12 protein-coding genes are annotated in these 13,234 nt (G+C 43.5%); 6 read left to right on the forward strand and 6 right to left on the reverse strand.

Going from position 1 to position 13,234, the window contains the following annotated elements; all coding sequences use genetic code 11:
* Positions 1-51: 51 nt before the first annotated feature.
* From CDH51_RS08815 to CDH51_RS08825, 3 genes are all read left to right on the forward strand, one after another.
* Positions 52-1,392 (forward strand): vanadium-dependent haloperoxidase, encoded by a 1,341-nt coding sequence (locus CDH51_RS08815; RefSeq protein WP_100628268.1) that lies wholly within the window; start codon positions 52-54, stop codon positions 1,390-1,392.
* 184 nt (positions 1,393-1,576) lie between these two features.
* Positions 1,577-2,698, forward strand: a complete 1,122-nt coding sequence (locus CDH51_RS08820) for a sugar phosphate isomerase/epimerase family protein (protein ID WP_100628269.1) — start codon at positions 1,577-1,579, stop codon at positions 2,696-2,698.
* A gap of 106 nt (positions 2,699-2,804) precedes the next feature.
* Positions 2,805-4,019: an ATP-binding protein gene (locus CDH51_RS08825; protein ID WP_100628270.1), complete on the forward strand. Its 1,215-nt coding sequence runs from the start codon at positions 2,805-2,807 to the stop codon at positions 4,017-4,019.
* Positions 4,020-4,023: 4 nt separating this feature from the next.
* On the opposite strand, the gene rnhA is transcribed toward CDH51_RS08825, so the two are convergent.
* The 4 genes from rnhA to aroQ form a co-directional block, all read right to left on the reverse strand.
* Entirely contained in the window at positions 4,024-4,479 is a 456-nt protein-coding gene (rnhA, locus tag CDH51_RS08830) for a ribonuclease HI (RefSeq protein WP_100628271.1), read from the reverse strand.
* A 26-nt stretch (positions 4,480-4,505) separates the two neighbouring features.
* Positions 4,506-5,087 carry a MarC family protein gene (locus CDH51_RS08835; protein WP_026945180.1) on the reverse strand — a complete coding sequence of 194 codons (582 nt, stop codon included), beginning with the start codon at positions 5,085-5,087 and terminating at the stop codon, positions 4,506-4,508.
* Between the two features lie 403 nt (positions 5,088-5,490).
* Positions 5,491-6,546 (reverse strand): aminotransferase class V-fold PLP-dependent enzyme, encoded by a 1,056-nt coding sequence (locus tag CDH51_RS08845; RefSeq protein WP_100628273.1) that lies wholly within the window; start codon positions 6,544-6,546, stop codon positions 5,491-5,493.
* Between the two features lie 12 nt (positions 6,547-6,558).
* Positions 6,559-6,972 (reverse strand): type II 3-dehydroquinate dehydratase, encoded by a 414-nt coding sequence (aroQ, locus tag CDH51_RS08850; protein ID WP_100628274.1) that lies wholly within the window; start codon positions 6,970-6,972, stop codon positions 6,559-6,561.
* A gap of 139 nt (positions 6,973-7,111) precedes the next feature.
* Here aroQ and rlmN point away from each other — a divergent pair, with 139 nt between their 5' ends.
* From rlmN to CDH51_RS08865, 3 genes are all read left to right on the forward strand, one after another.
* A complete protein-coding gene (gene rlmN / locus CDH51_RS08855) occupies positions 7,112-8,176 on the forward strand; it encodes a 23S rRNA (adenine(2503)-C(2))-methyltransferase RlmN (RefSeq protein WP_026945176.1) in 1,065 nt (354 codons plus the stop codon).
* 117 nt (positions 8,177-8,293) lie between these two features.
* Positions 8,294-10,963: a TonB-dependent receptor plug domain-containing protein gene (locus CDH51_RS08860; RefSeq protein ID WP_100628275.1), complete on the forward strand. Its 2,670-nt coding sequence runs from the start codon at positions 8,294-8,296 to the stop codon at positions 10,961-10,963.
* Between the two features lie 54 nt (positions 10,964-11,017).
* Complete coding sequence (locus CDH51_RS08865; protein WP_198514291.1) at positions 11,018-11,494, forward strand: porin family protein; 477 nt, start codon at positions 11,018-11,020, stop codon at positions 11,492-11,494.
* Here CDH51_RS08865 and CDH51_RS08870 read toward each other — a convergent pair whose 3' ends face one another.
* On the reverse strand, positions 11,495-12,436 hold the full coding sequence (locus CDH51_RS08870; protein ID WP_100628276.1) for a rhomboid family protein: 942 nt from the start codon (positions 12,434-12,436) through the stop codon (positions 11,495-11,497).
* A 1-nt stretch (position 12,437) separates the two neighbouring features.
* The gene (locus CDH51_RS08875) at positions 12,438-13,229 is read right to left on the reverse strand and encodes a rhomboid family intramembrane serine protease (RefSeq protein ID WP_100628277.1); all 792 of its coding nucleotides are present in this window, start codon (positions 13,227-13,229) and stop codon (positions 12,438-12,440) included.
* Positions 13,230-13,234 lie beyond the last annotated feature (5 nt).

A 13,234-nucleotide genomic window follows, 5' to 3' on the forward strand; every position in this document is an offset into this window, starting at 1 on the left:
TAACTCCACGACGAAAAAATCAAAGCTTTAATAGATTAAAATTACCCGATTATGCGTAGCCTACGCCTACTTATCTTATCCATTTTCGTGATTACAGCTTCCTGCCAAGAGCCTGTAGATTACAGTCAGGTCATCACAGATGGAAGCTATATTTCCAGAGCACAAGACCGGATCACAGAGGTGATCATTCACGATATTTTCTCTCCTCCGGTAGCAGCTCGGATCTACTCCTATTCATCCTTGGCTGCCTATGAAGTTGCTGCAGCCTCTGACCCTGCTTACCAGTCCCTTTTGGGACAATTGAAAGGTTCCGAATCGGTGAGTTTTACCATTCCGGAAAAGGTTTACCCTCCCCTTGCTTCACTTGCAGCTTATTACAAAACAGGGACCGCATTGATCTTTTCAGAAGATATGGTCAATGCGCATCGGGATGGAATCTATGAGGAATTGAGAGAAAAAGGAATCCCGGATGATGTATTTGAAGCATCCTTGGAGTTTGGTCAAGAGGTAGCAGATGCAGTCATAGCCTATTCCAAAAAAGACAATTACCACGAAAGCCGCTCATTCCCAAAATACACGGTAACAAATCTTCCGGGTACCTGGGAACCTACACCTCCTGCATATATGGAGGGAATCGAACCCCATTGGAATAAGATCAGAACATTCGTGATCGATTCAGCTTCTCAATTTAAGGTATCTCCTCCCCCTCCTTTTTCCACAGATCCAAATTCAGATTTTTACAAGTTGGCCTACGAAGTCTATGAGGGAGTGAATAAAGCAAGCAAGGAAGAGGTAGATATTGCCATGTTTTGGGATTGCAATCCTTACAAGATGAATGTAAAGGGCCATGTAATGTTTGCTGAGAAAAAGATTACTCCCGGAGGGCATTGGATGAGTATCGCAGCTATCGCTTCTAAAACCGCAAATGCAGATTGGAAAAAGACCGCTGAGGCATTGGCTTTGACCGGAGTATCGCTGCATGATGCCTTTGTTGCCTGCTGGGATGAGAAATACCGAAGCGTATTAATTCGCCCTGAAACATACATCAATCAATACATTGATGAGGAGTGGCTTCCCATTCTACAGACACCACCATTTCCTGAGCATACCAGCGGACATAGCGTTGCCTCCACCGCTGCTGCCTATACCTTGACTCAGATCTTTGGAGAGGAATTTCATTTTGTGGACAGTTCAGAGGTCAATTACGGGCTTCCTGTTAGAGAATATGATTCATTTTTGGAAGCCTCATCCGAAGCAGCCATTTCCAGATTGTATGGCGGTATTCACTACATGCCTGCGATTGAAGAGGGAGTATGGCAAGGACGACAAGTAGGTGAGTTGATTTGGAAACGAATCAGTACCAAGCCAGAAAATTTGGCAGAAAACAATTAATTTAAGCGAGGCTGTTTCATAAATATGAGGTCACGTCATCGCGATCCCGACAGGGTCGGGAGAAGCGATCTTTATATTGATTAGGATAAAATCTGGGTAGATTGCTTCTCCGCCACGGCGGATCGCAATGACGGAATCCTTTTGAAACAACCTTAATTTTTTTACCCAAAAAACCTATTTACAAATGGCTAATCCGATTTGGATCATGACTTCAGCTTTTGACCAGCTGAATTTGGAACAAACTATCACCAAAGCAAATGAAATTGGCATACAGGGCTTGGACCTTTGTGTCTTCCGGAGGGATGGCACACGGGATGATTTTGTCGCTACCCATTTGGATTATGAAAGTTTTGGGCCCGAAGATGCTCATCGGATTATTGAGCAATTCAACCAAGCTTCTCTTCGTCTTTCGATCGGAGCCTTTGAAAATTTGATCGGTGGAGATCCCATTCAGCGTGTCAAAAATCAAAACCATTTACTCCGACTCATCCGAATGGCCTACCTTCTAGGAGGAGATGAAAATGATGTGAAAGTCGGAACCTTCGTTGGCTACAATCACGAATTGGGAAATCAGGAAGGAGGCTTCGAAAAAAACCTACTGGAATACCAGCGGATTTTTGAACCCATCATCAAGTATGCCGCGAATCTGGGCGTCAGTATATTATATGAAAACTGCCCGATGGAGGGTTGGCGAAGCTCGGCTCAGTTTAGTACTTACAACAACCTGCCTGGGGTACTAGCAGCACGTAAACTCATGTATGAATTGATTCCTGCCAAGAATCATGGTGAAATCTACGACCCTTCCCACGATATCTGGCAGCACACAGACCCCGTGGAAGTGATCAAAAATACGGATATGAGTCGCCTGAAGCGTATCCATGTCAAATCCACACGCAACAATCCTGATCCTTTCTGGGGTAATATGTATCCCATGCATCAGATTCCTGAAGATTGGGCCAAAAAGGCCGGAATCCCATCCAGCACCAATCCTTGGGACCGGCATCACTACGAGGCTACCTTACCTGGATTTGGCTTAGGGGATCATCTGGACTGGAGAGCTTTTGTAAATGTATTGAAGGAAAAAGGCTTTTCAGGACCTTTTGAAATAGAAAATGAGGCAGTCCTATCCAAGCAAACCGGAAAAATGGGTGCAATCGTGCAAGGCTGTAAGGCAGCTGTACAAAATTTAGCGCCTCTTCTTTACGAATTGACTGATGAAGGATGGGTATATCCACAAGCTGAGTATCAAGCTCTAAAAGAAGTCAATCGAAAAGACATCCCGCTAGTGACGATGGAAGACTTATAGGCGTGGAGTTTATATTGTCAAAACACAAAGGTTTATTTTTACAGTATAAACTTTTTTATATTACAAAAATAAACTCTTACCTTTGAGTAATAAAATTGGTAGAATTATGCTACTCAAAGAAGAAATAGAACTAGCAGTTAATCGGCAAAAAAAGCTGTTTGACCAAAAATTACCACTCACTCGAAGAGAGGCAAAAAGCAAAATCAAGCAGGGAAGTCGGCAGATAGAAGTAATCACCGGAATAAGAAGATCTGGGAAAAGTTCGCTAATGCGACAACTCATAGATGAATTTGCTCCAAACTTCTCCTATTTGAACTTTGAAGATCCTCGGATATTTGATTTTACAGTTGATGATTTCTCCAAATTGGATGAAATCTTAGAATCGAGTGGCGCTCCTTATTTTTTTGATGAAATCCAAAATGTAAAAGGTTGGGAAGTTTATGTTCGTCAATTGCATGATCGCGGGCAAAAAGTCTTCATCACTGGATCCAATGCTTCGCTTCTCAGCCGGGAACTTGGCACCCGACTCACTGGAAGATACTTAGCCTATGAAATATTCCCCTTTTCCTACTCTGAGTTTTTAGAATATAATGCTTGGGAAGATAGTGTAGAAAACTTTCAAAATTACTTGGACTTGGGGGGCTTTCCTGAGTATCTCCGAGACAGAAATCCTGAAATCCTTCAAAATTTGCTTAAGGACATCGTTTTCCGAGATATTGCGATTCGCTATGGCATCAAAAACACCAAAACACTCTTAGATGTCACCTTGTACCTGATATCCAATGTGGGAAAAGAAATCAGCTATAATGGTATCAAAAAGACATTTGAAATCGGATCAGCCAATACCGTCTCTGATTACCTAAACTGGCTAGGAGATGCCTATCTTCTATTTTTCCTACCACGCTTCAGTTGGTCTGCCAAAAGCATATCCAAAAATCCAAAGAAAGTCTATTGCATAGACACCGGATTTGCTCGGGCAAATTCACTGAGCTTTTCAAAGGATCAGGGAAGACTATTGGAAAATTTAGTTTATTTAATGCTTCGAAAAACAAGCTATCAGTTGTTTTATTTCAGAGAAAAGAAAGAATGTGACTTTGTAGTTTTTGAGGACAAAACCTGCAAGTGGGCCATACAAGTTTCTGAGAAAATCCATTCAGAAAACAAAAATCGAGAAATAGAAGGCCTTTTTGAGGCGATGAATTTCTTTGACCTGAAAGAGGGTTTTATCCTTACCCTGGATCAAGAGGACAGCCTTTCAATGGAAGGGAAAGTAATTCGAATACTTCCCGTTAAGGAATTCCAAAAGAAGTATCTGACTTAAAGCACTACTTGGCGTTTGACTCATACCCCTCATCTACTTTGAGACTAGGACCTTCTGCTGCTTCTACCGCTAGCTGATCGCAGCGCTCATTCTCGATATTTCCGGCATGCCCTTTCACCCAAACAAACTTGGGCTTATACTTCAGATGAAGTGGAATGTACCGAAGCCATAGGTCGGGGTTCTTTTTGTCCTTAAAGCCCTTTTTCTGCCATCCCCAAAGCCAACCTTTTTCGACAGCATCCACGACATACTTGCTATCTGAGTAGATCGTCACGGGAATTCCCGTAAGCTTTAACTCTTGCAAAGCTCGGATCACTGCCAAAAGCTCCATGCGATTGTTGGTAGTCAGGCGAAACCCTTCGGAAAGCTCTTTTCGGTGCTTATTAAACTTCAGAACTGCGCCATAGCCACCGGGACCCGGATTGCCTTTGGCAGCTCCATCTGTGTAAATGGTAATCATGATGTAAAGAAAGGGAATTTGCCCTGTTAGACAATTTCCATGGGGAAGGCATTGCTCTTGAAAATTTTCACTGCGATCGAAAGCAAGATGATCCCAAAAATCCTTCGGAGCACATCCAGACCTGTTTTTCCAAGTTTCCGCTCCAGCCAAGAGGTACTTTTCAATACCACATAGACCAAGATCAAATTCAGGACAATCCCGATCGCGATATTTACCTGATCAAACTCGGCCTTCAAAGTCAAGATAGTGGTCAAAGTACCAGCACCGGCAATCAAAGGGAAGGCAATAGGAACAATCGATGCTCCTGTGGAAGCCTCTGGATCAGGCTTGAAAAGCTCAATTCCCAAAATCATCTCAGCTCCTAGAGCAAAAATGATCAAAGCTCCGGCGATGGCAAAGTCCTCCACCCCGATTCCAAAGAGGGATAAGATGGTTTTTCCTCCCAGAAGAAAAAGAATCATCAAAACACCCGCTGCAAGGGTAGCTTTTTCGGACTGAATATGTCCGGCTTTTTTACGCAAATTGATGATGATCGGTATAGATCCGAGTATATCTATCACCGAAAAGAGGATCAATGAAACCGACAGAATTTGCTTGAGGTCAATCATGCCGCAAAAGTAGACATTTCTTTGCCGGAAAAGAAAGAAGAACAGATTATGAAATAATTACTCAGACGGAAAACTTGGGTTCATCCAATTATAAACGAAGAATCAGTTCTTGAAAAAGTACTCAAATCCAAAAAACGCTAGAATCACCAAGGCAGCAAGAAAAGGAACGCTCATCCGCACTAGGAATTCCTTTCCCCTTCCTTCCTTACTATAAAGATTATAGATGAATCTTTGGGTCAAAATAGCATAGCCAAATAGGATCAATAACAAAACGTTCCATCCTAGCGCTATAGAGAAAGCTAGTAGCGGAAGAACAGGGAAGAATAAAATTCGTTCCCATTTCTTTACTTCCGATGACCTATTTGGAATTCCCTCAAAATTCATTCAGGAAAATATTAAAGATTTAATAATTTTTCAAGAAACTCATCAGCTTGTCCATTTCCTCATCCGTAATCGCGGGAAAATTAGCGATCCGAAAAGAAGTGGGCTTCAGTGGACCATAGCCACTTCCCAATTGCATCCCCGCTTCTTCCGCTGCCTTTTTTACTTCACTGATCAGGCTCTCTGTACCCGTCACACCCAAAACCGTCTTACTTCTAGTTTCGGAATTGGGAACCAACAAACGCAAGCTTGATGTCTGAATGATGCACTGCTCGAGCTGGTGCATGCGATCATTGAGTCTACTGGAAATATGCTGGATTTCAGGGATATCCTGTAAAACCCGCTTCAGCAAGTAGATTCCCAAGACATTGGGTGTGTAATGCGTTTGGAATGAGCGGGCATTTTCCAGCATGAAATTCAGGCTGTTGTATCGACCTTTTTCACCCTTTCGCTCCGTCTGCTCCACGGCTCGGGGAGACAAGATTAATACTCCCAGACCAGCCGGCATTCCGAAGCATTTTTGAACGGAAGCGTACCAAATGTCCCCCAGACTAAAATTCAAAGCTATTCCCCCCATACTGGAGGTCGTATCTACTGCTATAAGCTTTTCGGGATATTTATCTCGAATTTCCTCCAAGACTTCCATCGGAACTTGCGTCGCATTGGAGGTTTCATTTTGGGTGATCGCAATCAGGTCAAACTTCTCCGCTATATTCAAATTAGCCACATCGATTGCCTGATCAGCCTCGATTTTTAGCCCTTCTGTTTCGGGATTGATATGCTGCGCAAAGTTGATCCACTTCTTCCCAAAAGATCCCGAATAAATATGATAGCTCGCAGATTCTACGATGGACTGCGTGATGATTTCCCAGTTTTCGGTTGCTGAGGATGTAAATAGCAAAGAATAATCTTCAGGCATGTGAAGCTTTTCACAGAATAGCTGATGAACTTCCCGGTAGAGATTCATGAAAGCTGCGCTCCGGTGATTGGCACTCAGGATCCCCGCTTCATAAGCATCCTGTAAATATTGAGGCATGGAATCGTAAACCTTGGAAGGTCCTGCAGAGAAGGTAAGCATAGGTAAGAGAATTTATAGAAAATAGCGGATGCCCAATTCGTAGCCCTTCAGGCCCAATCCAGAAATCATTCCGACACAGGCCTGGGAGATGATACTTTTATGACGAAACTCCTCCCGCTTGTAAATATTGGAGATATGAACTTCCAGCACGGGAGTAGTCACTCCGGCAATAGCATCGGAGATGGCCACCGAGGTATGGGTGTAGCCACCTGCATTGAGCAAAATGGCATCAAAATCAAAGCCCACTTCATGAATTTTATTGATCAACTCCCCCTCCACATTGCTCTGAAAGTAATGTAGATCGATTTGAGGAAATTGCTTTTTCAGCTCCTCGAAATATTCCTCGAAGGATGTGCTGCCGTAAACTTCAGGCTCGCGCTTTCCCAGGAGATTGAGATTGGGTCCGTTGATGATTTGTATTTTCAAAACTGGAAGGACTTTTGGTCTGAGAGATCAAAGTTAAAAACTAGGCAGATAAATAAATCATTTTCGAAAGATTTGAAGGCTTTATTTTCAGCTTTTTAGAAAAGAAAAATCTAACCAATCAAATCCGTACCTTTGCAGCATGGAAGAGATCCAAAAAAGGGACATACGAAAACTGAGCTTAGAGGAGCTAGAAGAGTTTTTCCTATCTGTGGGAGATAAGAAGTTTCGGGCAAAGCAAGTCTATGAGTGGCTTTGGAACAAGTCGCTGAAAAACTTCGACGAAATGACCAATATTTCCCTCGCTACTCGTGAGATGCTCAAAAAGCATTTTGAAATCAATCACATCTTGGTCGATCTCATGCAGCACTCCCAGGATGGCACGATCAAAAATGCCGTCAAACTCTACGATAATAAAATCGTCGAGTCTGTTTTGATCCCTACTTCCAAGCGGATTACAGCCTGTGTTTCTTCCCAGGTCGGCTGTAGCCTGGATTGCAACTTCTGCGCTACTGCCCGACTCAAGCGAATGCGAAATCTGAATCCCGATGAAATCTACGATCAAGTCGTGGCTATCAAGGATGAAGCAGAAACCTACTTTCAGCGTCCATTGACCAATATTGTATTTATGGGAATGGGAGAGCCTTTGCTGAACTACAACAATGTACTTTCTGCCATCGAAAAAATCACCGCTCCGGAAGGCTTGGGAATGGCACCGAGACGGATTACCCTCTCGACCGTAGGCATCCCCAAAATGATCAAGAAATTGGCAGATGATGAAGTCAGGTTCAACTTGGCTATCTCTCTACACTCCGCCATCAATGAAACGCGCTCCCGACTGATGCCGATCAATGATTCCAGCCCATTGGAAGATCTGGCGGAAGCCTTAAAATATTGGTACCAAAAAACTAAGCGAAAAGTCACCTACGAATATGTCATCTGGGAAGGCATCAATGATGATGAGCGACATGCGAGGGCTTTGGCCAAGTTTTGTAAGATCATCCCATCCAAAGTCAATATTATCCAATACAATCCCATCGATGAGGGTGAATTCCGACAGGCAAAGCAGGAAGCCGTGGATCTCTATGTCCGCATCTTAGAGCAAAATGGTATTGTAGCAAAAGTACGCAAATCAAGAGGTCAGGACATCGATGCTGCTTGCGGACAACTAGCCAACAAAAATGAAGTGGCAGACCTAATCCAATAATTAAGATTTTTTCACTTTTAAATTTGCTGATTATTTAGTTTTATTACGATCTCTTAAGATTAAACCAAAAGGTTTTCTTTTCGTCAAAATACAGATAGTACTAAACCAACTCTTTTTATGCGAAAAATAATTATTGGGGCCATTATTCTTTTTTCTTTTGGCCACCTAGGCTTTGCGCAAGAAGGACTACCAAGTCAAATCCAATCCTTTTTTGATACTTACCAAAAGGAAAGTCCACCTGAAAAGGCTCACTTGCATTTTGACAAACACACCTACACACTTGGAGAGGATGTGTGGTTCAGTGCCTATTTGGTAGCTGGAAGCTCGCAGATTCTATCCCCTCTCAGTGCCACGCTTTATGTGGACCTTTTTGACGGGGATGGTTTATTACTGGAGCAACGCATCGTCCAATTGGAAAATGGACGCGGAAAAGGGGATTTTTCTTTGCCTCGATTTGGAAAGGCAGGAACCTATCAAGTCAAAGCCTACACTGCTTGGATGCGGAATTTTGGAGAAGAGTTTTTCTTCAACACAAGCCTTCAGGTCATTGATGGAGATGCGGGGAGTTTTCTTCCAAACCTTGAAATCAAGCAAATCACCACCGCAGGAGGAAAGGTAAGCTATCAATCGGAGTTGACTGCGATCAACGACAAGGGGAACCCCCTTTCTTCTGAATCAGTCGAGCTTCTGATTTTCGGGTCCGGAGAGCAGCTGTACAAGCAAGACTTACTTCTCAATGCCGACGGACAGGCTTCTTTCTCTTTTTCTATTCCTGAAAAGCCCTACGAAAGCCTCCATGCTGAATTGATTTTCATGGAAAATGAAAACTATCCTGTTAGCAAAAAACTAGGACTGCCATACAGCTTAAGTCTGGCTGACATTCAATTCCTCCCTGAAGGCGGTAATTGGCTGATTGGGAAAAAGTCAACCATAGCCTTTCGGGCTGTGGCACCTAATGGCGAACCCTATCAACTCGAGGGAGAGATTTCAGGAGAGGAAGTAGCTTTTGAAAGCAATTTTGCCGGTTTGGGAAAATTTGAATTAACCCCTACCAAAAAGGAGTATCAGGCTGTATTAACAGATCCCAAAACACAAGAAAGTAGAACTATTTCCCTGCCGGAGCCACTTGAAAATGGCATGGTGCTTCAGGTAGTAAATAATCCTGAAGCAAGCTACGTGACGGCATTTGTGCAAGGCAATATCCCGGCAGAGGGACTGCTTTTGGTGAGTCAGACTCGTGGGATTGTGAATTACATGATTCAAGGTGGCCTCACCAATGGCGTTTGGGGTGTACGAATCCCTAAAGAAAATCTGATCGCAGGCATCAATCAGATCAGTATTTTGGATGCTACTGGAAAACCACTTTTAGAACGACTTATATTTATCCATCCCGAGGACTACCTTGATCTTAGCCTGAGTATGAAAGGGTCAATTCAACCTCGAGAAAAACTCAGCTTAGAGCTTCAAAATTCATTAAATGGAAAGGTCCAACCTGGTACCTTTTCGGTAGCTGTTCTGGATGCTGATCAAGTAGAAGACGAGCGTGATATTTACGGTACGATTGCATCTCAACTCCTGTTGAGTTCGGATCTCCCCGGCAAAATTTATTTACCAGGTTATTACTTCAAGGACAATTCACCAGAAACCTTAGCCGCAATGGATTTGGTCATGTTGACGCATGGCTGGAGACGATTTACTTGGGAGGAGGTTTTGGAACAGGAAATCCCAAAGGTTGACTATTTCATCGAGCGGGGAATCAATATTGAAGGTCAGATCACCGATCAAGAAGATACCCGAAAAGGTTTGGCTGGAGGAAAAATCACGGCACTAGTCGGCGAAGGAATCGAAATCGTCACCTCTGAGTACGGGCCCAACGGTCGGTTTATTTTTAGGGATTTGGTTTATCAGGACTCTGCCAAGGTGACCATCACAGCCGAAGACAACAGATTAAAAACCTTTATTGATGTCGAGGTGATTCGGCCGGAACCGGTTTTCTCAAAAATCACTGGAGAATATGTCAAGGAAATCCAATGGCCTGAGGGATTGGCAGAGAGTTTTCAGGCTCGAAATCTGATGAAACAAATGAATGAAGATCCAGATTTAGTGGATTTGGAAGAGGTCACAGTAGAAGGACAAACCATCGAGCGGGAAGAAGAGGAAGTTCGCAAGATCTATGGAAGTGGTGATGTGACTATCACTCCTGACAAGATCCCTTCATCCGTTGGCTTTACCAATGTATTTCAATTGATTCAAGGTCGGGTCTCCGGGGTACAGGTTTTCGTCAGCGGTTTGGATGTCGCTGTTACTATCCGAGGTGTGGGTTCGGTGAACTCGGGCACTACACCGCTATTCCTTTTGGATAATATTCCTGTTGATGCAGCAACCCTACTACAGATTAGCCCACGCGATGTGGCAAGTGTGGATGTCTTCAAAGATCCTGCGAGAGCGGCCATTTTCGGTGCTCAAGGAGCCAACGGAGTAATTGCTGTATATACCAAGCAGGGAGCAGGATTCACCCCAAGTGTGGGTGGAACCCTAGTCACGACCTACGGTGGCTATTCTATTGCCCGGGAGTTTTATCAGCCTGATTACTCTGAAAAATCCATGGAAACGGCTCTCACTGATCAACGGGCCACCATTTATTGGAATCCGCTGGTGAATGTGGATGAATCCGGCAAAATCTCCATGGAGTACTACAATACCGATCAGGCAAAACGACAACTGATCATCGTGGAAGGAATGGATGAAAGCGGTCGAATGGGACTGTTCTCAAAAATTTTCGAATAAGAATATTGTTTTCTTCACCAAAGCCCTCTAATTTCTCAGCATAAACGACTGACTATGAAGAAGGCTTTGGTGATTTGTTTTTTGGGCCTGCTAATGGCACTGCCCTCCTACTCCCAGACACAGGAGCAAGGAGATGCTCGAGTTCATGCTTTTGGAACTTATGGCCTTCGATGGCAAGAGTTTGGAATTGGTGGGGGTGTAGAGTATTTTTTCTTGGAGCACTTTGCCTTGATGCCCAGCTTTACCTATCATTTTCCCAACATAGGAAATCGAACAAACTTCAGTTTTGATCTTCGCTACTATGTTTCTGAAGGTCCATCCCAACTCTACTTCATGGCAGGATACAGTCAAGATTGGGAAAATACGCAGCCAGGCGATCCCGGAGTTAGAAGGACATTCAATGGCGCCAACATGGGTTTGGGTGCCTACATTGCAATTGTCGATTGGGTAGGATTAAGTACCGAATTCAAATTCCAAAGTCAAAACAGAAGGGAATTGGGATTTCGGGTTGGATTCGCTTTTCCGCTCTGATTACTTTTTGCTAAACTCAAATAACTTTCTCTTCTCATCCTTTGACAGGGCATCATAGCCTTTGTCAGCAATCTTGTCTAGAATTCGGTCGATTTCTTCCTGCGTAGCCTCTGAGCCACCTTTTACCGGAGTAGTCTTGCTACTGCTTTCAGACTTATTAAAGGAACTGAAGCTACCACTTTTGCTTTGCGTTTTGCGGAAACTGACTTTTACTCGAGGGCGGTTGGACCCAAAAAGGTTTTCGAAGAAAATTCCAACCTTCTGAATAGGCACTCCCCAGTCATTTCCTTTTCGGAGCTGAGTTACATATAAAAATCCCATCAAGGCTCCACCGAGATGTGCCAGTTCTCCACCGGCATTTGCTCCTGCGCTATTGGCAAAAGATAACACCACGTAGAAAATCGCGATGTACTTGATCTTCACCGGTCCGAGTAGGATCAGGAAAAAGGTGGTATTAGGTGACAAAGTAGCAGCACCGACGACAATAGCGAAAACTCCCGCACTCGCACCTAGCATCATGGATGAATCAACAGAATTGCTGAAATAGGGAGCCAAATTATAGATCAACAAATAGAAAAGACCACCTGCCAAACCACCTAAAATGTAGAGATTTGCGAGTTTTCTACTGCCTAGGTACTGATGGATCAGCAAACCGAACCAGTAGAGGAATAGCATATTGAACAGGATGTGAAAAATCCCCTCATGCAAAAACATGTAGGTAAAAATACTCCAAGGCTGAATGGCCAATTTGGGTAAAGAGGCCGGCATCATAAACCAGGAAATCAGCGAACCATACGTATCACCGATTCCTCCAATGGTCATCACTACGCGCAATACCATAAATACTGCCCAAACGATGAGATTGATGGCGATCAGCTTGTAAACGCTGTTGTCTCCATGCTTGAAGGCGTTCTTAAGATTTTCCCAAAAATTTCCGTACATATCAATAAAAACTATTTCGGTCTTTTTTCCACTTATACACCAATGCTCCACCAATAATCAAACCACTCAGGTGGGCAAAATGCGCCACGTTGTCGAGGGGATTATTTACCAATACGTTGTAAATCGTATAAAGCCCATAAAAGAGTACCAGATACTTAGCCTTTACCGGCATCGGCGGAAAGAGCAAGAATAGCTGCGTATTGGGGAACAACATGGCGAAGGCAATCAAAATTCCAAACAAGGCTCCGGAAGCTCCAACCATCGGAATATTAGACTGAATATCAATGATCGCATTCAGGGTCTGCTTGGCTTGGTTGATTTTGGCCGGGTCTCCAGGGTTTCGGCTGTATTCATCTACAAAATCAAAGACAGATCGCTGAAAAAATCCTCGATTATCCAGCACAATCCGATTGAAAACTTCAGGATCAGGATTATTGACAAAGGTCTCAACTTTACTCTCCAGTTGGTTGACTCGGTAGATATTGTAGCCCGAGTACAGAACTCCCGATCCCACACCACAAATCATCCAAAGCGTAAGGAGTTTTTTAGGCCCCAGAAACTGCTCCAAGAGCGGTCCAAAGATCAAAAGTCCAAACATATTGCTGAACAAATGCCAAAAATCGGCATGCATAAACATGTAAGTCAAAAACTGAAAGGGCTTGAAATACTGACTACCGATGTAATAAAGGGCAAACCATTCATTCAACTGAGGCAAGACAAAAGCACTCACCAAAAAAAGAACGATGTTGATTAAAAGTAAATTCTGTACGACTGGCGTGATATTTCTAAACATAAGAT

The sequence above is a fragment of the Algoriphagus formosus genome (assembly GCF_002807035.1).
In the GTDB taxonomy this organism is placed as follows: Bacteria; Bacteroidota; Bacteroidia; order Cytophagales; family Cyclobacteriaceae; genus Algoriphagus; species Algoriphagus formosus.